Source organism: Qipengyuania citrea (assembly GCF_009828015.1).
Taxonomy (GTDB): domain Bacteria; phylum Pseudomonadota; class Alphaproteobacteria; order Sphingomonadales; family Sphingomonadaceae; genus Qipengyuania; species Qipengyuania citrea.
In genome coordinates, this window is sequence record NZ_WTYG01000004.1 from 69087 (window position 1) to 91341 (window position 22255).

The window sequence follows — 22255 nt, forward strand, 5'->3', positions numbered from 1 at the left end:
CATATGTCAAGAACATTCGGTGAATGCCTGCGGTAATTATAATTCACTGGATAGAGGCTCGCGCTGAGGAGAACTCCATCAACACCGGCAGGCGATAGGCACGGCGCAGCGCGTCACATTGCGCCAAGGCTTCGGGGTCCGGCTGCCCGTCCTCGCCGTAAACATTGAGCCGCACTGCCCATCCGTTCTCGGGCGATCCACCTTCACCAGTCATATCGACAAGCTGCTGCGCGACGGGCCGACCTACATCGCGCCTGCGCATGAATTCGGCATCGCTGATTGGTACGCCGTAGACGACTTCAACCGGCACACCCCTAGCACGATCACGCAAGGGTGGAGGGTTGATCTTGTCCTCGCCGGTCACGGCGATCTCATAGATCAGGGGCGGGGGAGAGGATGGCGGCGGCTCGCCTCTTATCGGCTCCCAATCATAGGTCACGGTAGCATAAGCGAGTCTGTCGCCCAGATTGTCGCGCGCCCATCGGCCGAGCCAATAACTGTCTGATCGAACTTCCCGCAGCCTCGTCCGAACCGTAGGGCTCTCGACCCACGCCGGGCGGGGCGGTTGGCGCATCAAGCAGGGACGGTCCGGGTCCTCGGCGTAAGCTGTCTTGTCGAGCATCCAGCGCAAGCCAGGATCGTATGGCTCAAACGCTTGCGGACTGTCAGCACTCGGCGTCGAAGAGGAAGAAGGGGAGGGGGAAGGAGCAAACACGGTCCACCCACCCTCGCCAGTGGTCGGACCGGGCTCGCTGGGCGCGCAACCGCCGACAAGTCCAAGCGCGACAACGAGAGCGCGACTACCAAAATAGTCTTTCGCAAGCGTCATGAGACTGGCCCGACCAGCGAGCTTCGCCCGCCGGGAATATGCCGGTATAGCGTCGAGGGCCGCACCCCAATCTGCTGCGCCACTTCCTCGACCGTAATTTCCGGGTCGGCCAGCATGGCCTTGGCGCGCTTGATTTCCGCTGGACCCATTGCCGGTTTGCGCCCGCCGCGCCGGCCCAGTGCCTTTGCCTTGGCGAGCCCCGCATGCGTGCGCTCGAGCGTCAACTCTCGCTCGAACTCCGCCACGGCCGCGAACACATGGAACACGAGCCGCCCGCCGGGACTGGTGGTGTCGATCGCCTGGGTAAGCACTCGAAGGCCGATCTCGCGGTTAGCCAGATCCTCGGCCGTCTCGACCAGCTGGCGAACGGACCGCGCCAGACGGTCCAGTTTCCAGACCACTAGCGTGTCGCCGGCGCGGATGTAATCGAGCGCCGCTTTCAGCTCGGGCCGATCACGCGCGGCGCCCGATGCTTTCTCGGTGAACACGCGTTCGCAGCCTGCCTCGCGCAGCGCGTCGAGCTGTAGAGCAGGAGATTGGTCGCGGGTTGATACGCGGGCATAGCCGACAAGCACAGTCGTTCTCCGAAAACTCGACGTCGGGTATCCCGTTTTCGGAGAAGGAAACAAGAGACGGTTTCGGGAAGCCGTAGCGCTATCCCCAGCTGATCAGACCATTCCCGGTCACGGTCTCCCGCGAACGACCGTTCGCGGGATAGAAGGACATTACTATTATGTAGAAGTGCAGGGGACTCGTGGCTGGGCCCTTCATGTCATCTTTGCGAAGGGACACGTTGTCAAAGGTTGGCTGGCGCCGTTCATCCTCTCTGGAAATGATGGATCGAGAAGCCGGCGTGTGCTTGCAACCGCCCAGACAAGCGCACCTGGCAAACCGTGCGGTATATCTGAGCTGCCCAAAGCCGGCTCAGCGTCCGTCCGCTTAAGAAGCCGTAACAGCGCCCGCTCGTCCGTGTTGAGCATTGGATTACAACAGCATTCAGGAACCAATGCTCGGCCAAGGCATCCTTCGGTTAGTTGAAAGACGCTAGCGAGGGCGACCACCGCAGGAGCCGGAATCCCGAACTCGCCCCCTAGTCTGGTGAACGGCGGCAGGGGTTGCTCACCGAGTTGCCGGCACGCCGCGTAGCGGCGCAGCAGCCGCACCACGATCTGCTCGGCGTCCCCTGCATTGGGGTCTATGCGCACCATCACCGTCATCGCCCATATTTCATCAGAGCCGCTATTGCGATGCATTCGCATCTATCATAGGGCGCGTCAACGATTGAGAACGATTCGCAAAGGGGTGAAAATGAGGAAAAGTGGATTAAGCGGTGCGCTAGGCCTTGGATTGATGGCCGTGCCCGCAGCGGCTCAGGGTCAGCCAGCCATTCCGGCTACGGACGCCCGCCAAACAATCATCGTCACCGGCGTCCGGGACGGCTACCAAGTCGATGCGACAAGCACCGCCACCCGCACACCGACCAGTCTCAAGGACGTTCCGCAGGCGGCCTCGATCATCACCGAGGCGCAGATTGACGACCAGGCGATGCGCTCGATCGCCGACGTGCTTCGCTATGTCCCCGGCGCGGTGATCTCGCAGGGCGAGGGCCACCGCGACCAGATCATCCTGCGCGGGAACAGCAGCACCGCGGACTTCTTTGTCGATGGCCTGCGTGACGACGTGCAATATTACCGCGGCCTCTACAACGCGGAGCGGATCGAGGTCCTGAAAGGTCCCAACGCGATGATTTTCGGGCGCGGCGGCGGGGGTGGGATCGTCAACCGCGTCACGAAGCGCCCCGTTGCCAACGCCTTCATCAGCGGCAGCGGCTCGGCGGACACATATGGCGCATGGTATGTCGACACCGACATCAACCAGCCAATCGGCGAATCCGCCTCCGCTCGGCTGAACGCCGTTTACGAGGAGTTCAACAGCAACCGCGACTTCTACGACGGACGCCGGATTGCGATCAATCCGACCTTTGCGGTATCGCTCGGCGGCACCACCCGGATCGACCTGGGCTTCGAATATAACAATGACAAGCGCACGATCGATCGAGGTGTCCCCTCGGCTGTCCAGGGCTTTCTGACGAGCCCGTCACGCCCCCTCACCGGCTACCGCGACACCTTCTTCGGTGTTCCGGGCTTCAACGTCAGCGACTTCGAGGCCAAGGTCCTGAGCGGGCGCATCGAGCATCGGTTCAGCGACAACCTGACCCTGACAAGCCGGGTCCTGTACGGCGATTATGACAAGCTCTATCGGAATGCCTTCGCGGTGACCCCGGTCACCCTGCGCGGCGGCGTCCAGAGCGTCGGCCTCGAAGCCTATAGCGATCCCACGACGCGCAAGAACTTGCTCAACCAGAACGACCTCGTCTGGACGGTCACAACCGGACCCGTCCGCCACGTGCTGCTCGCCGGCTTTGAAGTTGGCGATCAGCGCACGCGCAACCAGCGGATCAATGGCTTCTTCGCAGGCGGTGACGTGGTCAACGGGGGCCGGCGAGTTTTTGTGGGGTTGGCCGACCGGATCACGGTGCCGCCGGTCACGCTGCGCACCACCGCCAACACCGGTTACCGGTCGATCCGGACAAACGCCGACGCCACTGCCTTCTATGTGCAGGACCAGATCTCGATCGGCGACCATGTCGATGTTATCGGTGGCGTTCGCCGCGACCGCTTCGAGCTTAGCATCGACGACCTGGTCGCCGGGCAAAGCTACAGCCGGACAGACACTCTCTGGTCTCCCCGCCTAGGGGTGGTGCTGAAGCCGGTGCAACCCGTCTCGATCTACGCCAGCTATAGCCGGTCCTTCCTGCCCCAGTCGGGCGATCAGTTTTCATCGCTCGACATCACAAGCGCCGCGCTGGAGCCGGAGAAGTTCGACAATTACGAACTTGGCCTCAAATGGGATATCTTTCCAACGCTTAGCCTGACCGCTGCCGTCTACCGGCTCGATCGTACCAACACCCGCGCGACCGACCCCAACGATGCCACGCGGACGGTGCTTACCGGCGCACAGCGCAGCAAAGGGCTTGAGATCGGCCTCAGCGGAGCGATCACGCCCCAGTGGCAGGTCAGTGCGGGCTATGCGCTGCAGGACGCGGAGATTCGCAAAACGACGAGCGCGGCCCCGGCCGGGCGCGAGGTACCGCTGGTTCCCAAACAGCAGGTTTCGCTCTGGACCCGCTACGACTTCACCCCGCGCTTCGGGGCCGGCGTCGGCGTCTACCACCAGTCGAAGAGCTTCACTTCCATCAGCAACACCGCCGTCCTGCCCGCCTTCACCCGCGTCGATGCGGCCGCATTCTTCAAGCTTACCCCCCAGATCGAGGCGCAAATCAACGTCGAGAACCTCCTCGACAGCAACTATTTCTCGTCCGCCTACAACGACAACAACATCATGCCTGGTGCGCCGACGACGGCGCGAGCGACGGTTAGAATGAGCTTTTAGACAAGGAGTTCCCGTTGCTGCTGGATGCTTCACCACAGTCGTTCAGCATGCGCTAAACCGCCTCCTCGTTGGGGGGGCACACTGAACCGCCCCATTCATTTCCTCCAGAAGTCGATAGTGTCGGTCCATCTACCGAGCCGCTACCATTCTTTGACGATTCCGCTGGCCATCGTCCAGCTTCTGCGGGCAGCGGCATGGCCATGTGCCGCTGCCCGGCTCACGAGCAATATCGGCGGCTTGTCGCCAATCGCGCTATGTGGCCGCGATAAACGTCGGCATATGTACGGCCACGCCCTTGCCGGCAGCCGCCACGCACATAATAGTCGCCGCCTCGCTTGACCTAACGAGCACCATGGTTGCCGCCGTAGCTGCGCTCGGAATGTCAACAGAGGTTAATCAGGGAAATTGAAACAGCGGGACGCGTGGATCGCCGGCCTGCGTGCGAGCTGTGAACGATTGGACGCAATGGAAAAGTGCGCCGCCGCGCCCGGGGGCGTTCCCGCTTAGTGACATTCGTTCACGTCGGATTCGAGGGGTGTTCGCCGGCCGTGCGTAAAGGATGTGAGCACGGCGGAGGAATGAACATGGATATGGATTTGGACAGCGCCTTGCGCCGCCTTGCCGAGCAGCCGCTTCATCCCCGGCTCGCTGAACTGGAAGGCGATGTCATGCGGTAGATCGCGGCGGAGCGGCGCGCCGGCGGCGGAGTGACACTGCGGACTGGCATGCTGGCAGCGGTAGGCGCAGTCGCCTTGGGAGTGGTGGGCGGCGGCTTGTCGTCCGCAGCGGCGACTGCGCAGGTGCCGGCGCTGACACCTTTCGGGCCCGCCACGCCGCTAGCGCCTTCGACCTTGCTGGCGTTCCAGTGACGAGCAGCGCCCGGAGAACGATGCTGATCGCGGCCGTCGTGTTCTTGGCAGCGATCGCAGGCGTGTGGGCTGGGCGCGAGTTGTTCCCTTCCCCACCGAGCCCGGGCGTGGAACTTCATAGCTTGCTCCACGACGGGCTCGAGCTGGACGAAGCTCAACGGACCAAGCTCGAGACGCTGGAGTCACGCTTCGCCGTTCGAAGGCGTGCCTTGGAGCTTGAACTCAGGGCCGACAACGCCCGGCTTGCCGACGCCATGGCGCATTCGCAGCAGCATCTGCAGTCGATGCACGGCGGCCAGAATTTCTCGCAGGTCATATTTAATCTGGCCGAATACCAGGTCCGCGACGGTCGCGACGCCTATCGATGGGATGGCGGTGCCTGGTACGGTGGCGACATCAATCGCCTGGTTCTTAAAACCGAAGGCGAAGGGAACTTTGGGAGAAGCCTGGAAAGGGCGGAGCTGCAGGCGCTCTATGCACGGGCGATCGGACCCTTCACCGACTTCCAGGCCGGGATTCGTTACGACTTCAAGCCCAACCCCTCCCGTGTCTACGCTACGGTTGGGTTCGAGAGCCTGGCCCCAGGCTTTTTCGATGTGGAGGGCGCACTGTTCTTGTCTAGCAAGGGTGACGTGCTCGGCCGCGTTGAAGGGTATTACGATCAGCGTATCACCCAGCGCCTGATCCTCCAGCCTCGTCTCGAAGCGGAATTTGCGGCGCAAGACGTTCCGGAAGACCGGATCGGCTCGGGCTTGTCGGACCTCGAGCTTGGCTTGCGGCTGCGCTACGAGGTGAAGCGCGAGTTTGCCCCTTATATCGGTGTTTCATACGAGCGCAGAGTGGGCCGCTCTGCTCGTTTTGCACGCGAGGACGGCGAGGATGCGTCATCGACCAGCCTTGTTCTGGGCATTCGCACATGGTTTTGAGGCCGATTGGGCTTTGTTGCGTTGACTAAGTCCAAGAAGGAGCAGGCAATGTTTAAGACACTTACAGCTCTGGCTCTGGCGGCGATGGCAGCGAGCCCGGCTTTGGCTCAGCAGCAGATGCAAGGCATGGACCACTCGAAAATGCAGGGCATGAACCACGACAACATGCCTGGCATGAACACGCCCTTCATGCCCGCCGAGATGGCGATGCACGAGAAGATGATGAGGGCCAAAGGCGCCAATGCAAATGAGACGTGGGCCCGCAAGATGATCGAGCATCACCGCGGTGCGATTGCCATGTCGCAGATCGTTCTCCGCGAGGCGCCCGATGCGAAGACCCGGCAAATGGCTCAGAAGTCTATTGCCGAGCAAAACAAGAGCATCGGTGAACTCCAGGCGATGCTCCGGTCGATGAGCAAGCGACCTCAGTGATAATCTTCGTTCCTCCCGCCCCACGAGGGGCGGGAGGAATGACCAAGGAGTTTTTCCATGAAGACAGCTTTACGATCCGCGCTTACTGCCGCAGCCTTGTTGGTTCCGGTTGCCGTCAGCGCGGCCACCCCCGATCGTTATGCACCGCGATCCCGGCTGCGGCTGTTGCGCCAAGTGGGCAGCGCAGGTGCAGCGGCAGCTCGGACGCCAGGTGCGCGTCGTCGATGATTCCAATCGCCCGGCGCTGCAGAAGCGCGCGGGGGTCCCTGCGGACGTCTCGTCCTGCCACACAGCAATCGCCGATGGCATGGCTTTCGAGGGCCACGTGCCGATTGCCGATATGAAGCGGGCTCTCGCGACCCGGCCCAAGGGTGTGCGAGGCCTCGCGGTCGGCGGTATGCCGCTCGGCTCGCCGGGAATGGAAGTGCCGGGCGTCAAGACGCAGGCCTATGACGTGGTCGCCTTCGGTCCCGGCGGGCGCCGCCTGTTCGCGCGCCACGGCAGCTGATCGGCGGTTTTTTCAGGCTAGCGGCGCAGGACCCGGCCGCCGCAGCCGGCGTAGCTCCACGGTCCAGTTCGTCTGAAAGAGCAGGCGAAGAGTTCACAAAAGGGTTCGGACGGGTGAGGAAAACGGGAATCGATGAACACGGATCAAGGGGTCGGGTGATGGGCGGTAAACGAGGCGGGGCCTTCGCTTTGCTCCTTGCGGTTGCAATGTCAGTAAGCACGTCGGCATCGGCTCATGAAGATCACGATGCGCTCGGGGCCGGTCCCGGGCCGGCCGCTAACAGCGCAGGCGAGACTCAGAAAAAGGATGGAGCAGACGCTGGCGACGGTCACATGGGGATGGGCTCTATGTCGACCGTGGACATGAACATGGCCGGCCGCGACATCGCCGGCGATGACATGGACATGGGCGGCATGCACGAGGAGACCGCTAACAAGAACAAGAGTTTCGGCGAACGTCTTGTGAGTTGGCTGGGTCGGCTGCACACCATGGTCATTCATTTTCCCATCGCACTGTTCATCGGTGCGTTCGGGGTGGAGCTGTTCGGGTTGTGGCGCCGCAACCGGGACTATCAGCATGTCGCACATATAATGTTGGTCGTCGGAGCGCTGGGAGCAATCGCGGCGGCGTTCCTGGGCTGGTTCGCAGGCGGGTTCTACCTGACCGACCGCAACCCGATCCTGATGACGCATCGCTGGCTGGGAACGTTGATCGCGGTCTTCGGCGTTGCGCTGGCTTGGATGGCAGCGCGCCACCGTAAGGGTCCCGAGCGGTCGCGGACGTTGTACTGGGTGTTGCTTGGCCTGATGACGCTGGCGATCTCCATCCAGGGGTTCCTTGGCGGAACCTTCATGCATGGCGGAATAAACCACTTGGCGTTCTGACCCAGTCCGGCTGTGTGCGTGAAGCGGTCGTTTCCTGAACAGGGACCGTCGAGGACGCGTCTCCGCCAAGGACGCGTCCTCGGCTGATCAGCGGATCGACTGAACCGCTTCGTTGCAAGCCTGTTCGCAGCGGCGACAGTGTTCAGCGCAGATGCGGCAATGCTCGTGCATGCTCGCATGCTTCTCGCACTCCTCCGCACACAGCCCGCAGGCGATGGCGCAGGCTTGAAGAGCCGCGACCAGCGCCTGCTCGTTGCTGCCGGTGCGGCGGGTGCCGAGCGAGCCTGCCGCCAAGCAGATGTCGGCGCAGTCGAGGTTCAGACGAATGCACTGGCGAAGCTGCGCGACCATCTCTTCCGCCAGACAGGCATCAGCGCACGACGTGCAGGTTTGAGCACATGAGTAGCACTCCTCGAGACAGCGGATCAGTGCATCGTTCGTGCTTCCTTTCACGTCCGGATGCGTCGCGATCATCTCTTTCATGTGGTGCATCGTTCTCTCCTGTTCAGGCAGTGGTCTCACCACCTGTCGAAGCAAGAGGTTACAAACCTGAATGTTCCGGCCTTTGCGTTGGACCGTGCGTAAGCGCCGACGGAAGGCGGCCTTGTTGCCGGCACCGGAATAGGAAAGCTCGCGGCCTTTGAGGAGGCGTGAGCATGGACATCGAGCAGTCAAACGAGCCTCGTATGAGCGGTCGCGGTGATGGCGGAGCGCTTGTACGGGTGGAGCGGCGTCGGAACTGGAGCGACGAGGAGAAGCTGGCGATCCTGAAGGAGACGACGGCGCCGGGGGCGATCGTATCGGCCGTGGCTCGGCGGCACAGCGTTGGAACAGGCCAGCTTTATACCTGGCGCAAGCAGCTGCTTCGCGGAGCGATGGCGGGCTTCGTGCCTGTCGAATTGGCATCGTCTTCGCCGTCGGCCAAAGCTCGGGAGCCAGGGCGGATTGAGGTTCGAGGGCGGTGCGGCCTGACGGTGTTGGTTGATGGCGAGGTCGATCGGGCCGCCCTGAAACAGGTGCTCGATGTCCTGCGGGAGCTGGATCAATGAGCCTGGCGTTCCCGCCTTCGACGAAAATCTATCTGTCGCTGGCGCCGTGCGACATGCGCAAGGGGTTTGATGGGCTGTCGGCGCAGGTGCGCAATATTCTTCAGCTTGATCCCTTCTCGGGGGCGGTTTTCCTGTTCCGCGGGAAAAGGGGCGACAGGTTGAAGGCCTTGGTCTGGGACGGGTCCGGGCTATGCGTGTATGCGAAGCGTCTCGAGCGCGGAAAGTTCGTGTGGCCTCGTGCTCATGAGGGCGCGCTACGCCTGTCGGCAGCCCAGCTTGCGATGCTCGTCGAAGGGCTGAACTGGAAGCAGGCGATCGTCCACGACGCGGTGATCACGCCGAGGCTCGCATAGCCACAAAGATCAGGAAAACCGCCATTTTATGTAGGATTTACCGTGGGCTTCGGCTATTATCGGCGGCATGCGGTTCGCCCTTGATCGCCTTCCCACAGACCCGGTTCTCCTGCAGAAAATGCTGCTGGAGATGGCCGATGTCATGGAGCAGGAACGGGCCGAACTGACGGCGGCGCAAGCCACCGTCAAAGCCCAGACCTTGCGGATCGAAAAGCTCGAGCATCGCGTCGCGCGGCTGCTGCGCGTCCAGTTCGGCCGCAGCTCCGAGAAAATGGATATCGCCCAGCTGCGGCTGATGTTCGAGGAGGTCGATGCACCAGAACCCGCCAACGATGAGGTGGCGGCGCCGCTTGTGGTGAAATCGGCCCGCAAATCCGGCGGCCGTGTTCCGCTTCCTTCGCACTTCCCGCGTCATACAGTCGATCATCAGCCCCGCCCGTGCAGTACCGGTTGTAACGGGCCGTCAGTACAGATCGACGAGGCTGTCACTGAGGTCCTCGACTATGTCCCTGCGCGCTTCCGGGTCATCCGTCACGTGCGGCCAAGACTGGTGTGCCGGTCCTGCGAACAGATCCGCCAGGCGCCCGCTGTCGATCTGCCGCTGCCCAAGGTGATGGCGAGCAGCGCCTTGCTGGCCCACCTCGTCGTGAGCCGCTTTGTCGATCATCAGCCCTGGCACCGGCAGTCAGTGATCTTTCGCCGCGTGGGACTCCACATCGATCGGGACGTGATGAGCCGCTGGGCACGGAAACTGGCATGGCTGCTGGCGCCGCTGGGCGAGCGGCTGTTCGCCTATATCCGGGAAGCCGCCAAGATTCATGGTGACGACACGCCGGTCACCTTGCTGGGCAATGGCGACGGCAGCCGGACCGGGCACTTGTGGGTATATCTGCGTGATGACCGCTCCAGCGGCGACATGAGCCCGCCTGCCGTGGTCTTCCGCTTCAGCGCCGATCGTGGCGGAGCGCATCCGGCAGAACATCTCGCCGACTATCGGGGGTATCTACAGGCAGACGGCTTTGCCGGGTACAACGCACTTTACCGTGACCCCAAGACCAAGGCGCTCAGGGATATCGTCGAAGTGGGATGCTGGAGCCACGCGCGCCGGAAGTTTACCGACATCCTGGATAAGAGCCCGTCACCGATCGCGGCGGAGGCGGTCGTGCGGATCGCCGAACTCTTCGCCATCGAGCGCGATATCAAGGGTGCGCCACCTGATGAGCGAAGACGCATCCGCCAGATCAAGGCGGTGCCGAAGCTCGAGGCTTTGCGCGTCTGGCTTGAAACCCAGAACCGTGGCCTGTCTTCCGACAGCAATCTGGCGCGTGCCTGTCGCTATCCGCTCAACCGCTGGCAGGCCATGATCCGTTACTGCGATGACGGTCGGCTCGAGATCAGCAACAATCTGGTGGAGAACGCCCTGCGCGGTGTCGCGCTCGGGCGCCGGAACTGGATGTTCGTCGGCTCCATGAAGGGGGGAGAAGCGGCGGCGCTCTTCTACGCCCTGGCGGGCACATGCCGGCTCAACGGCGTCGAGCCCGAGGCATGGTTCACTGACGTCATCGAGCGCATCGGTGATCACCCGATCAATCGGATCGATGACTTCTTGCCGTGGAACTGGCAGGCATCAAGGCTGACCAACGATCTGGAGAAGGCTGCGTGAGCAACGGCACTGTCGTGCGGATGAAGATTACGCTGGACGATGTCCCGCCCATCGTCAGCCGAACGCTGGAGGTGCCGCTCAATATCCGGCTCGATCGTCTGCACACCGTCTTCCAGACTGCCTTCTCCTGGACGGACTCTCACCTGTGGGAAATGAGCTTCGGGCAAACCGGCTTCGGCATCCCTGATCCTGAATATGGCTTCGACGGACCGCTCGATGCCCGTAAGGCCACTCTCGCTCAGGTTCTGGCGGACACCAGGCGAAAGACCTTCCGATATCTCTACGACTTTGGCGACGCCTGGGAGCATAGCGTCAAGATCGAGCGCGTCACCGCGGCCAGCCCGCACCTGACATATCCGCTCATTCTCAATGCAGTAGGCATGCGGCCGCCAGAGGACTGTGGCGGCCCATGGGGTTACGCCGAAAAACTCGAAGCGTTCGGCGACCCCCAGCATGAATATCATGAAGAAGCGCTCGATACCCTCGGCGACGACCATGATCCCAACGCCCAGCCCGATATCCCACTGATCGAGGCAAGGCTGGAAGCGCTCGCGAAAAAATGGGCGCCGCGGACACGCCGCAAAGCCTGACAGGCCGCGTCAACGCCACCTTCCATCGGCGCTTACGACCGTGCGGCCGCTTTGGCGTGTCGAGTAACCTCTGGCGCTGGTGGTAGCGCACCGTCTCGACGCCCATGCCGCCTGCGTGAGCGAGCCCGGGATCGTAGTGCGGGAATTTGAACGGAGAAGGGCCGTGTCGCCGATCGTCGTGTGGGTACGATTCAGCGCTGGGTGGCGGCTTTACTCGTTGCACTGCCAATAGCTCGCGCTAGGTCGGCAGTACGCCCCGAGCGGGACACAGCCCGGCCATGGCGGATGCCAATCCGCTGTCGCTGTCGCGCAACAGGTTATGGATTGCGGTCGCAGCGATCGCTGCTTGTCCGGTCGCGACGCTGATCTGATCGAGCCCTTCCACAACGTCGCCAACCGCGTAGAGGCCAGCAACAGAGGATTGTTGGCGGGCGTTGGTCAGCACGCAACCTGATTCGCTGAGCTTCGCGCCCAGCGAAGTGGCAAGCCGCGTTCGAGGCGACGAGCCGAGCGCAGGGTAAAGCGTGTCGAATTGTAGCCCCAGGCCGTTGGCCAACCGCACCTCGACACACTCGCCCAGACGCAGCTGCTCGAGAGGCGAAGGCGCGACATCGATGCCCTGCTGGTTCAGCTTGGCAAATTCCATTGGAGCGAGGTCGAGCGACCGTTCGGCGAGAAGCGTGACCTTGGCGCCATAAGCGCGCAGAAATTCGGCTTCTTCAGCGCCATGGCCGTCGCAGCCGAGCACCGCCACGTTCATCCGCCGAGCCTCATAACCATCGCAAATCGGGCAGTAGCGAATAAGACCACGCGCGACGCCGATGTCATGCATCGCATCGGGCATCTCTGGACGTCGATTGACGACCCCGGTCGCGAGGACCACGGTCCGCGCGTACATGACGTTCAGTCCGCAGCTTGCCGAGAAATGGTCGCCTGATGCGACAATCGCGTCGATCTCACCGCTCTGGATCGTACCGCCATATTCGTGCAGCTGAGCTTGCAGGCGCGCAAGAAACGTGACGCCGGAAATGCCGCCGGGAAATCCTGGAAGGTTGTGCGAGCGCGGGATGGAGGCGGCGCGCCCTGCCGCCGTGTCGAAGACGACGCAGCTCCTGAGAAACCGGGACAGATAGATCGCGGTCGTGAGGCCTGCGGGACCGCCGCCCACAATCAGACAGTCGATGACCTCCTCGGGATCGCCAGTCCAGCCTTGATTGGTCAACCGCAACCTCATCATTACCCCGCGCAAGCGCCCGTCAGGCCCGCCGCGACACCTCGTCCGGACGGGAAGGCGCAGTGAAAAGCGCTCTGTACTCCCTTCTGAATACGCGCCTCCCCCGCTAACCCCTCATCGAGAGGCGCGGCGGCACGAAAAAGATCGTGAGGGGTGACCCGCCCGGCTGCGTAATACAGGTGAACCCAATCGAAATGGAGATTACCCTGATGCGTCGCTTGTTCATCACGACTGCCGCCGCGGCCTTATTCTTCGCAGGCGGCGTGGCGAACGCGCACCCGAAGCTGGTGTCCTCCAGCCCCGCCGCCAACGCGGCCGTCGCGACCCCCGAGAAGATCAGCCTTCAGTTCAGCGAGAAACTCGTGCCGGCTTTCTCCAAGGCCGACCTTACCATGGCAGCGATGCCGGGCATGGACGCTTCCCTCCAGCGTCGCGGGGAAGGGGCATGATGGTCGCCGGGCGGATGCCTGCACTGTTCATCGGCCACGGTAGCCCGATGAACACGCTGGAGCGGAACGGCTTCACCGACGCCTGGAAGTCGCTCGGGCGAACACTGCCCCGTCCCCGTGCACTGCTGGTCGTCTCGGCCCATTGGTATTTCGGTGCGACCGCGGTGACGGCCATGCCGAGACCTCGAACGATCCACGATTTCTACGGCTTCCCGCAGGCGCTGTTCGACTTCGACTATCCGGCACCCGGCGCGCCGGACGTGGCGCAGGAGATTGCGGAAGTGGTGAAACCGGAATGGGTTGGTCTCGACCGCGATCAGTGGGGGCTCGATCACGGCACCTGGTCCGTGCTCGCGCACCTCTACCCGCAAGCCGACGTGCCCGTGGTGCAACTTTCGATCAATGCGCTGCGCCCGCTCGAATACCATGTGGACATCGCCGCGCGGCTCGCCGCGTTGCGCGACAGCGGCGTGGCGATCCTCGCCAGCGGCAACGTCGTCCATAACCTACGAGAAATCCAGTGGGACCAGCCTAACACAGCATTCGATTGGGCAGAGCGGTTCGACGACGCCGTGGTAGCGCAGCTCGCCGACGCGCCAAGCGACATTCTGAGGGTGCGCGAGCATCCCGACTACGCGCGCGCCGTGCCTACGCCCGACCACTTCGTTCCGCTCCTCTACCTGGCAGGCCTGGCGGCCGCTGAGGACGCCCGGCCGGAACCGATCGTGCGCGGCTTTTCGATGGGTTCGATCTCGATGACATGCCACGCACTCGGCGCGAACCTACCGGTCGAGACGGACGCAGAGGACGCCGCGACGCTGCCGCGCGACGTTCCCGCCGATCAGACGAATATCTGACCTACGCGGCTACGAAGTGATGGATTCATTGTCATGAGCTCTCCGCCTCCAGAGCGACCGCTGCCCTATAAATGCACCCCTGTGTTCGACGAGAACACGCTTCCGGCCGGGCTGCGAAAAGAGCATCGCACTAAGCCTGGGGTGTGGGCGCCATTCGAGTGCGCGCCGGGCGATTGCGCTATCATGTTCTCGACCCGGCCTCGGAAACCATACTCGATCCCGATTGTCCTGGCTTGGTGCTCCCGGACCAACCACATTTTGTCGAACCGTTCGGACCGATGCGAATGCAGGTCGAGTTCTATGACCGGATGCCCGCACACGCCGCGGGTTAAGGCTGAAAAGCTGGCCTGTTAACGTTTTCAGAGACAAACGAACGAGGGTAGCAAGTCATGATCGATGGCAAAAGCAGTGAAGCCGGCAGCGGCCAGGGTGGCGGCGGCGTCGTTCTGATCACGGGTGCGAGCGGTTTCATCGCCGCCGCGCTAATTGCCCGGCTCGGCGAACGCTACACGGTTGTCGGCCTTGATCGTGCCGGTCCTCCGGACCCGCCGCCTCCTGCGGCCGCGGTCGCCATCGATCTCGGGTCCGACGAGGCGGTCCGCGCCGCGCTCGAGGAGGTGCGCGCACGATACGGCGCCCGCATCGCGTCGGTTATCCACCTAGCCGCTTATTACGACATAACCGGCAAGCCTAACCCGCTCTATGACAAGGTGACAGTCCAGGGCACCCGCCGGCTGATTGAGGGGCTGCAATCGTTCGAGGTCGAGCAATTCGTCTTCGCCAGCACGATGCTGGTCCATAAGCCGACCGCCACTCCGGAGGAGCGCATCAGCGAGGAGTCGCCAATCGGTGCGTCCTGGGCGTATCCGCAGTCCAAGGTCGACACCGAGGCATTGCTGCATGAGCGCCACGGGAACATCCCCGCCGTCTTCCTCCGCGCCGCAGGAGTTTACGACGACGACGGGCGCTCGGCGTTTCTCGCGCAGCAGATATCGCAGATCTACGAGCACCGCCTGATCTCGCATTTCTATCCCGGCATGCTGTGCGCGGCACAGTCATCGGTGCACCGCGAGGACTTGGCCGACGCCGTGGTGCGCCTCGTCGATCGGCGGCACGACTTGCCGTCAGAACTGCCACTGCTCGTCGGCGAACCCGACCCGCCCGGCTATGCCGAGATCCAGGACATCGTCGGGGAGGCGCTCCACGGCGAGGGCTGGAAGACGATCCGCATCCCGCAGCCGCTCGCGAAGGCCGGGATCATCCTGCAGAACGAGGCGCTCGGCAGTGAAGACTTTATCAAGCCGTGGATGATCGACAGCAGCAACGATCACTACATCCTGGACATCTCGCGTGCACGTTCGCTGCTCGGATGGGAGCCGAAGCACAACCTTCGCGACACGCTGCCGACGATCGTCGCTGCGCTCAAGCGGCATCCGCGGGCCTGGTACCGGAACAACAAGCTCAACGAGAACCTGGTCGCGTGGGATGAAGAGCCAGAGGCCGAGCTTGCGGGGTCTGGCCACCACCAGCCCGCAGCGGCCGCCGGAACGGGCGGCATAGATCACGGCGGGATGGATCACAGCAAAATGGACCACGCGGCGATGGGGCACGGGTCCGGCGCCGCGGTCGCGGTCATGTCGGACCACGGCGGGCACGGCGATCACATGGCCTTGATGGACCGCGATGAGCGCCGCGCACGCTGGGCGCTTTACGCCAACATCGGTCTCGGTCTGTGGCTCGCCTCCAGCCCGCTCATCTATGATTCCATGACCACGCAGAGCGTCGGCGAAGCCGCGCGTTTCGTAACCGTCGATCGCGGGCTGCCTTCGATCGAATGGCGGGCCAGCGCACTGGCTATCAGCGATGTCGTCAGCGGGCTCGCCATCGCGCTGTTCGGCGCGCTGTCGCTCGCCCCGCGCACCAAGACATGGGCGCAGTGGGCTGTCGCGTTCATCGGCATCTGGCTGTTCTTCGCGCCGCTGATCTTCTGGAGCCCGAGCGCCGCGCAGTACAACAACAACCTGCTCATCGGCTCGGCCGTGATCGCCCTGTCGGTGCTCGTGCCAATGATGCCGGGCATGAGCATGGCGGGCATGATGGACCCCAAGAACATCCCGCCTGGCTGGACCTATTCGCCATCGACGGACGCGCAGCGGCTGCCGATCGTCGCCATGGCGCTGATTGGGCTTCTGACCTCGCGTATCCTGACGGCCTACCAGTTAGGCCACATCGATACTGTGTGGGAGCCGTTCTTTGCTGGATCGCTGGCCGACCCGCGTAATGGGACCGAGGAGATCATTACATCCGACATGTCGAAGGCTTGGCCGATCCCCGACGGCGGTCTTGGTACAGTCAGCTACGTGCTCGAAATTCTTATGGCGGTGATGGGCACCCGCGACCGCTGGCGGACCATGCCGTGGATGGTGACCTTCTTCGGCATTCTCGTCATTCCGCTCGGCGTCGTCAGCATCTATTTCATCATCAGCCAGCCGATCGTCATCGGCACGTGGAGCACGCTGGCGCTGATCGCCGCGCTCGCCATGCTGATCATGATCCCGTTCGCATTGGACGAGGTCATTGCCATGGGCCAGTTCCTCGCCTGGGCGAAGCGCCGCGGCAAGCCGCTGATCCGCACCTTCTTCCAGGGCGACGCGGTCGAGGCGGGGGCCGAGGACGCATCCGACGTGATGGCCTCGCCTTCTACCTTCTGGGCGGATGCGAAGCGCGGGCTGACGCTGCCGTGGACGCTGGCGGCCAGTATCGTGCTCGGCGCCTTCCTGATGCTGACGCGGGTGATCCTGGGGAACGAAGGCGAGATGGCGAACAGCGACCATGTCGTCGGCGCCCTCGTGATCACAGTCGCGATCATTGCCACCGCAGAGGTGGCCCGCGCTCTCCGCTTCATCAATGTCGCGTTCGGGGCATGGCTCGTCGCTGCCCCGTTCCTGCTGACAGGGGCCGGCCCCCTCGGGGCGATCGTGTCGGTGGTCGTGGGAATCGCGCTCATCGGGCTCAGCCTGCCGCGCGGCAAGCGCAGCCCCGAACATTATGCGAGCTGGGACAAATACGTAATTTGAGGCCTTATTCGCCTCCAGAGAGGAGGGGCACAGCATGGCGCAGTCCAGGTACCGAGTTCTATCCGGGCGGTCATTCAGGCGGTTATATGGCCGTCGATTATGGCGGTGCGGTTGCCGATGGCCGGGTCAAGAGCGGCCGAGTATGCCGAGATGAACGAGTTCGCGTGAAGCTGCTCCAGGCCGCAGGCGTCGGCGTGAAGTTCGCGATCCATCCGGTTGCGGGGCGCATGCCCGGTCACATGAACGTGCTGCTCGCCGAAGCCGGCGTGCCCTATGACATCATCTTCGATATGGAAGATATCAACGCCGAGTTTGCCAACACCGATGTCGCGCTGGTCATCGGGGCCAACGATGTCGTCAACCCGGCGGCACGCACCGACAAATCCTCGCCGATCTACGGCATGCCCATCCTCGATACCGACCAGGCCCACCAGGTCTATGTCGTCAAGCGCGGTCAGGGCAAAGGTTATTCCGGCTTCGAGAACCTGCTCTTCTTCAACGAGAATTGCAGCATGGTCTATGGGGATGCCCAGGCGGTGCTGACGCAGATGGTGCAGGCCGTGAAGGATCTCGGCGCGTGACCGTACCCCTTACCCCCGAAATCTGATTCACCACAGGAGAATGGACAATGACCTACGCGACCATCAATCCCTATACCGGAGACACTGTTGCGACCTTTCCCGACGCAACGGACGAGGAGGTGAAGACCGCGCTGGACAAAGCAGACGCGGCTTTCCTCAGTTGGCGCGAAACCTCCTTCGCCGAGCGCGGCCGTATCCTGCAGAATGCCGCAGACATCCTGCGCCGGGACAGCGATGCTTTTGCCCGCCTGCTGACGCTGGAAATGGGTAAGCTGGTCGCCGAAGCGAAGGCCGAGGTGGAACTCTCCGCCAAGATCTTCGAATATTATGTTCGGCATGCGGAAGACCTGCTGAAGCCGGAGAAGCTGCCGGTGCTCGATCCCGCCGAAGGCGAGGCGATGCTGGTGCACGAGCCGCTCGGCGTCCTCCTGGCGATCGAGCCATGGAATTTCCCTTATTATCAGATTGCCCGCATTCTCGCGCCGCAACTCTCGGCCGGCAACACGCTGATCCTCAAGCACGCCTCGAACGTTCCGCAGAGCGCCGCGGCGTTCGAGAGACTGATGAACGAAGCGGGTCTGCCGGAAGGCGCGTTCCAGAATCTCTATGCAACGCGCGATCAGATCAACCTCATCATCAACGATCCGCGCGTTCATGGCGTGGCGTTGACTGGCTCGGAAGCTGCCGGCGCGGTGGTTGCATCCGAGGCCGGCAAGGCGCTCAAGAAGTCGACCATGGAACTGGGCGGCGCCGACGCCTTTGTCGTGCTCGCCGATGCCGACATGGACAAGACGATCGACTGGGCCGTCTTCGGCCGGCACTGGAACGGTGGCCAGGTCTGTGTTTCGTCCAAGCGCATGATCGTCGTCGATGAAGTCTACGACACCTTCCTCGACGGTTATCGCAAGGGCGTAGCCAAGCTCGTCATGGGCGACCCCTCCGACCCCGGCACCACTCTCGCGCCGCTCTCCTCGCAAAAGGCGGCCGACGACATCAAGGAACAGATCCGCAAGGCCGTCGAACTGGGCGCCAAGGCTGAGGAAGTCGGTCCTACAGTGCCGAACAAGGGGGCTTTCGTGCAGCCAACTTTTCTGACCGACCTCGATGAGGGCAATCCGGCCCGTTATTGGGAATTCTTCGGTCCGGTATCGATGCTGTTCCGTGCGAAGGATGAGGACGATGCCGTGCGCATCGCCAACGACTCGCCCTTTGGCCTGGGCGGCTCCGTCTTCACCTCCGATCCTGTCCACGGCGCCGAAGTGGCGAAGCGGATTTCCACCGGCATGGTCTTCGTCAATCACCCGACTAAGGTGGAGGCCGACCTGCCGTTCGGCGGCATCCGTCGCTCGGGCTATGGCCGCGAACTGCTGGGCCTCGGCCTCAAGGAGTTCGTCAATCACAAGCTGATCGATGTCGTCGATATCGACGCGCATTTCTGAGAGAGGAACATCGCCATGGAAAGCACGATGAAAGCCGCGGTCGTCCGTGAATTCGGAAAGCCATTGGTCATGGAGGAAGTCGCGGTGCCCCGACCTGGCGCCGGCCAGATCCTCGTCAAGATCGCAGCCACCGGTGTGTGCCACACCGACCTGCATGCCGCTGAGGGCGATTGGCCGGTCAAGCCCAATCCACCCTTCATTCCTGGTCACGAGGGCGTCGGACATGTGGTCGCGGTTGGCGCAGGTGTGAAGCATGTCAAGGAGGGCGACCGGGTGGGCGTGCCATGGCTATATGATGCCTGCGGCCATTGCACGCACTGCCTGGGCGGCTGGGAAACGCTGTGCGAGGAGCAGCACAATACCGGGTATTCGGTGAACGGCAGCTTTGCCGAATATGTTCTCGCCGATCCCAATTATGTGGGGCATCTGCCCGGCAACGTTTCGTTCGTCGATATTGCGCCGATCCTGTGCGCCGGCGTCACCGTCTACAAGGGCCTCAAGGTAACCGACACCAAACCGGGCGACTGGGTGGTGATCTCCGGCATCGGAGGTCTCGGCCATCTCGCCGTGCAATATGCCAAGGCGATGGGCCTCAACGTCGTCGCCGTCGATGTCGATGACAGGAAGCTCGACCTCGCCCGGTCGCTGGGGGCCACGTTGGCAGTCAACGCCCGTTCGGAAGACCCGATCGCTTTCGTGAAGAAGCAGATCGGAGGCGCGAATGGGGTGTTGGTCACCGCCGTGTCGCCCAAGGCCTTCGAACAGGCGATGGGTATGGTGGGACGCGGCGGCACGGTCGCGCTCAACGGCCTGCCGCCCGGTGACTTCCCGCTGCCGATCTTCGACACGGTGCTGAACGGCGTGACCGTGCGGGGATCGATCGTGGGGACGCGGCTCGATTTACAGGAAGCCTTGGACTTCGCCGGTGACGGCAAGGTGAAGGCCACGATCTCAACCGACAAACTCGAGAACATCAACGACATCTTCTCCCGGATGAACAAGGGCGACATCCAGGGCCGCGTCGTCATCGATTTCGAGCAAGCGACTTGAGCGGAAAGTACATATGTCATCCCTGCCCTCATTTCCGCCAAAGGAGCCGCTCGATGGCACCCACTTCTAAAGGCCATTCAGGCCATGTTCCCCCGTCGACGGATCGTCGCGCGCTGGTGGTCTCAGGCTGGCTCACCGGCAGCTATTTCGTGGTCGAGCTGGTGATCGGCCTGTGGACAGGCTCCGTTGCGGTGACATCAGATGCCTTCCACACCTTTTCGGCTGTCGGTGGCGTACTCATCGCCCTGGTGGCGATGCGGCTCGCGGAACGCAAATCCACGCCTGCGAGGACCTTCGGCTACACCAGGGCAGAGATTCTGGGAGCTCTCTTCAACGGCCTCTTCCTCGTTCTGATGGCGCTGTTCGTCTTCGGGATGGGAGCAATGCGCCTGATGGACCCGATCGAGCTGCCAACGACTCCCATGCTTTGGGCGGCAGCGGGCGGCATCGCCACGGAGCTGGTCGCGCTCCGGCTTCTCTACCAACGCCAGAAGGGCAACCTCAACATGAGGGGAGCCTTCTGGCACGTCATGCAGACCTTCGTCGGCAGCTTCCTCATCATCATCTCGGCCCTCGTCATTCGTTTCACAGGCTTCCTGGCCATCGACCCGCTTCTCGGAATGGCATTCGGAGTCGTGCTCCTTTGGGCCTCATGGGGCATCCTCAAGGAGTCCCTGCACATCCTGCTGCAGGGGACGCCGGAAGATGTAGATCTGGATGCCGCCATTTCAGCCATAGGGGGTCTCGACGGCGTTATCGACGTCCATCACGTGCATGCCTGGAGCCTCACGTCGGGACTCAACATCTTTTCGAGCCATGTGCGCGTGCAGGATGCCAGCACGGGGCAGCATATTCTCACCGAAGTAAGCAACCTTCTCCGGGACCGTTTCAACATCTACTTTTCGACCATCCAGATCGAGGAACTCTGCCTCTCCGGCGAAGACAGAGCAGCAGCAATCGACGTCGGGGACCTTTCCATCGGCTCACATGGCGCACATGGCGCACATGGCGCCTGATGACCCTCATAAGGCGGACACATCCTTGGTTTTGCCTCGGCTAAGTGCTTGGCAAGCGTAGTGTGAGGACGCGTAGCTGCGCGGCGCTATCAGATGATGCAGCACTCAAGCGTCTGGCTCTGCCAGGACTAGGGGTTCATGCATCTGATAACGCTGACCGAAACTGACCGCCTGACATTACGGATATCTCTGACCTGGAAGCAGTGGAGAGAGCGCAGATCGGTTCAAGCCGATTCTGGGGAGGCGGCGATGCTTTCCAGCGGAAGCCCGTTTATCGGTATGGTGACGAACCGGAATATCCTCTCGTCAGTCTGCTCGCGATATCACGCGTAACGGCGTCCATGCCCTGCATCCCGTCGATCTGAACGAGTTCTCCTCTGCGGAGATAATAGCCCAGAAGCGGCCCTGTCGTTTCCCGATATTCGTCGAGACGCCTCGCAAAGACTTCCGGATTATCGTCGCTTCGCACTGGGTCGTGGGCGGCCAGGGTATCGGCGACGCGCTTCGCCATTCGCTCGATCAGCACGGCGGGATCGACCTTCAGTTCGATCGCAGCGCTTAGCTTGACGCCCTTTCGATCGAGCATCGCCGTCAGGGCTTCCGCCTGCGCGACGGTCCGGGGAAAGCCGTCCAGAATGAATCCGGTGCGGCAATCCTCGCGATCGATCCGGTCGGATACCATCTGATCGACGACATCATCGGGTACGAGCTCACCGCGATCCATGATCGCTTTGACCGGCAGCCCGAGTTCCGTGCCGCCCGTCACCGCCGCACGCAGCATCTCGCCTGTGGAAAGCCACGGAATGGAATAGCGTTCGGCCAGGCGCCTCGCCTGCGTTCCCTTTCCCGCTCCCGGCGGTCCCAGCACAACCAGCCTCATCGTCTTTTCTTACCTCACGAATTTTCGGCGTCCTGCCGGACCCCTCGGACCCCCGTAACGCTGCGGCCCTGTTCGGCAGCAACAACCGGACCCGCTGAAACTTCTCTCGCGAACCG

At 62.7% G+C, this 22255-nt stretch carries 21 protein-coding genes and 2 pseudogenes; 18 read left to right on the plus strand and 5 right to left on the minus strand.

Annotation, left to right across the window (positions count from 1 at the left end):
* Positions 1-43: 43 nt before the first annotated feature.
* Both GRI55_RS12315 and GRI55_RS12320 read right to left on the minus strand, forming a co-directional pair.
* On the minus strand, positions 44-364 hold the full coding sequence (locus GRI55_RS12315; protein ID WP_160767372.1) for a hypothetical protein: 321 nt from the start codon (positions 362-364) through the stop codon (positions 44-46).
* Between the two features lie 461 nt (positions 365-825).
* A complete protein-coding gene (locus GRI55_RS12320) occupies positions 826-1404 on the minus strand; it encodes a recombinase family protein (RefSeq protein ID WP_160767373.1) in 579 nt (192 codons plus the stop codon).
* Positions 1405-2179: 775 nt separating this feature from the next.
* On the opposite strand from GRI55_RS12320, the gene GRI55_RS12325 reads away from it, so the two are divergent.
* The 6 genes from GRI55_RS12325 (at position 2180) to GRI55_RS12350 (ending at position 7901) form a co-directional block, all read left to right on the plus strand.
* The gene (locus GRI55_RS12325; protein ID WP_230833292.1) at positions 2180-4282 is read left to right on the plus strand and encodes a TonB-dependent receptor; all 2103 of its coding nucleotides are present in this window, start codon (positions 2180-2182) and stop codon (positions 4280-4282) included.
* A gap of 707 nt (positions 4283-4989) precedes the next feature.
* A complete protein-coding gene (locus GRI55_RS15030) occupies positions 4990-5151 on the plus strand; it encodes a hypothetical protein (RefSeq protein ID WP_230833291.1) in 162 nt (53 codons plus the stop codon).
* Positions 5152-5171: 20 nt separating this feature from the next.
* Positions 5172-6077, plus strand: a complete 906-nt coding sequence (locus GRI55_RS12335) for a copper resistance protein B (protein ID WP_202392497.1) — start codon at positions 5172-5174, stop codon at positions 6075-6077.
* A 48-nt stretch (positions 6078-6125) separates the two neighbouring features.
* Positions 6126-6509, plus strand: coding sequence for a DUF305 domain-containing protein (locus GRI55_RS12340; RefSeq protein WP_037472990.1), 384 nt, complete (start codon positions 6126-6128; stop codon positions 6507-6509).
* A gap of 187 nt (positions 6510-6696) precedes the next feature.
* Positions 6697-7017, plus strand: coding sequence for a DUF411 domain-containing protein (locus GRI55_RS12345; protein ID WP_307020193.1), 321 nt, complete (start codon positions 6697-6699; stop codon positions 7015-7017).
* A 347-nt stretch (positions 7018-7364) separates the two neighbouring features.
* Positions 7365-7901: a DUF2231 domain-containing protein gene (locus GRI55_RS12350; RefSeq protein WP_084718461.1), complete on the plus strand. Its 537-nt coding sequence runs from the start codon at positions 7365-7367 to the stop codon at positions 7899-7901.
* A gap of 87 nt (positions 7902-7988) precedes the next feature.
* On the opposite strand, the gene GRI55_RS12355 is transcribed toward GRI55_RS12350, so the two are convergent.
* The gene (locus GRI55_RS12355) at positions 7989-8384 is read right to left on the minus strand and encodes a four-helix bundle copper-binding protein (protein WP_202392498.1); all 396 of its coding nucleotides are present in this window, start codon (positions 8382-8384) and stop codon (positions 7989-7991) included.
* A gap of 173 nt (positions 8385-8557) precedes the next feature.
* Between GRI55_RS12355 and tnpA the strand changes: the two genes are divergently transcribed.
* From tnpA to GRI55_RS12375, 4 genes are all read left to right on the plus strand, one after another.
* Positions 8558-8950, plus strand: a complete 393-nt coding sequence (gene tnpA / locus GRI55_RS12360) for an IS66-like element accessory protein TnpA (RefSeq protein WP_160767375.1) — start codon at positions 8558-8560, stop codon at positions 8948-8950.
* Positions 8947-9303, plus strand: a complete 357-nt coding sequence (gene tnpB / locus GRI55_RS12365) for an IS66 family insertion sequence element accessory protein TnpB (RefSeq protein ID WP_160767376.1) — start codon at positions 8947-8949, stop codon at positions 9301-9303. Before tnpA ends, tnpB begins: the two co-directional genes overlap by 4 nt.
* Positions 9304-9445: 142 nt before the next feature.
* Positions 9446-10966, plus strand: a complete 1521-nt coding sequence (gene tnpC, locus GRI55_RS12370) for an IS66 family transposase (RefSeq protein WP_462362579.1) — start codon at positions 9446-9448, stop codon at positions 10964-10966.
* The gene (locus tag GRI55_RS12375) at positions 10963-11556 is read left to right on the plus strand and encodes a plasmid pRiA4b ORF-3 family protein (RefSeq protein ID WP_230833288.1); all 594 of its coding nucleotides are present in this window, start codon (positions 10963-10965) and stop codon (positions 11554-11556) included. Before tnpC ends, GRI55_RS12375 begins: the two co-directional genes overlap by 4 nt.
* A 238-nt stretch (positions 11557-11794) precedes the next feature.
* Here GRI55_RS12375 and GRI55_RS12380 read toward each other — a convergent pair whose 3' ends face one another.
* Entirely contained in the window at positions 11795-12778 is a 984-nt protein-coding gene (locus GRI55_RS12380; RefSeq protein ID WP_237452531.1) for an NAD(P)/FAD-dependent oxidoreductase, read from the minus strand.
* A 221-nt stretch (positions 12779-12999) separates the two neighbouring features.
* Between GRI55_RS12380 and GRI55_RS12385 the strand changes: the two genes are divergently transcribed.
* The 8 genes and pseudogenes from GRI55_RS12385 (at position 13000) to GRI55_RS12420 (ending at position 21259) form a co-directional block, all read left to right on the plus strand.
* Positions 13000-13239: a copper resistance protein CopC gene (locus GRI55_RS12385; RefSeq protein WP_370873298.1), complete on the plus strand. Its 240-nt coding sequence runs from the start codon at positions 13000-13002 to the stop codon at positions 13237-13239.
* Positions 13236-14096 (plus strand): 4,5-DOPA-extradiol-dioxygenase, encoded by an 861-nt coding sequence (ygiD, locus tag GRI55_RS12390; protein ID WP_046407130.1) that lies wholly within the window; start codon positions 13236-13238, stop codon positions 14094-14096. Before GRI55_RS12385 ends, ygiD begins: the two co-directional genes overlap by 4 nt.
* Before the next feature lie 33 nt (positions 14097-14129).
* Positions 14130-14428 (plus strand): annotated as a pseudogene (locus GRI55_RS12395) (DUF1971 domain-containing protein).
* Between the two features lie 57 nt (positions 14429-14485).
* Entirely contained in the window at positions 14486-17173 is a 2688-nt protein-coding gene (locus GRI55_RS12400; RefSeq protein ID WP_160767379.1) for a vitamin K epoxide reductase family protein, read from the plus strand.
* A 170-nt stretch (positions 17174-17343) separates the two neighbouring features.
* Positions 17344-17754: pseudogene (locus tag GRI55_RS12405) on the plus strand (NAD(P)(+) transhydrogenase (Re/Si-specific) subunit beta); the annotation flags it as partial.
* A gap of 47 nt (positions 17755-17801) precedes the next feature.
* Entirely contained in the window at positions 17802-19193 is a 1392-nt protein-coding gene (locus tag GRI55_RS12410) for an NAD-dependent succinate-semialdehyde dehydrogenase (protein WP_037475975.1), read from the plus strand.
* 15 nt (positions 19194-19208) lie between these two features.
* Positions 19209-20243 carry an alcohol dehydrogenase AdhP gene (gene adhP, locus GRI55_RS12415; RefSeq protein ID WP_160767380.1) on the plus strand — a complete coding sequence of 345 codons (1035 nt, stop codon included), beginning with the start codon at positions 19209-19211 and terminating at the stop codon, positions 20241-20243.
* 53 nt (positions 20244-20296) lie between these two features.
* Entirely contained in the window at positions 20297-21259 is a 963-nt protein-coding gene (locus tag GRI55_RS12420; protein ID WP_160767381.1) for a cation diffusion facilitator family transporter, read from the plus strand.
* 271 nt (positions 21260-21530) lie between these two features.
* On the opposite strand, the gene GRI55_RS12425 is transcribed toward GRI55_RS12420, so the two are convergent.
* Positions 21531-22139 (minus strand): adenylate kinase, encoded by a 609-nt coding sequence (locus GRI55_RS12425; protein ID WP_160767382.1) that lies wholly within the window; start codon positions 22137-22139, stop codon positions 21531-21533.
* Between the last annotated feature and the right edge of the window lie 116 nt (positions 22140-22255).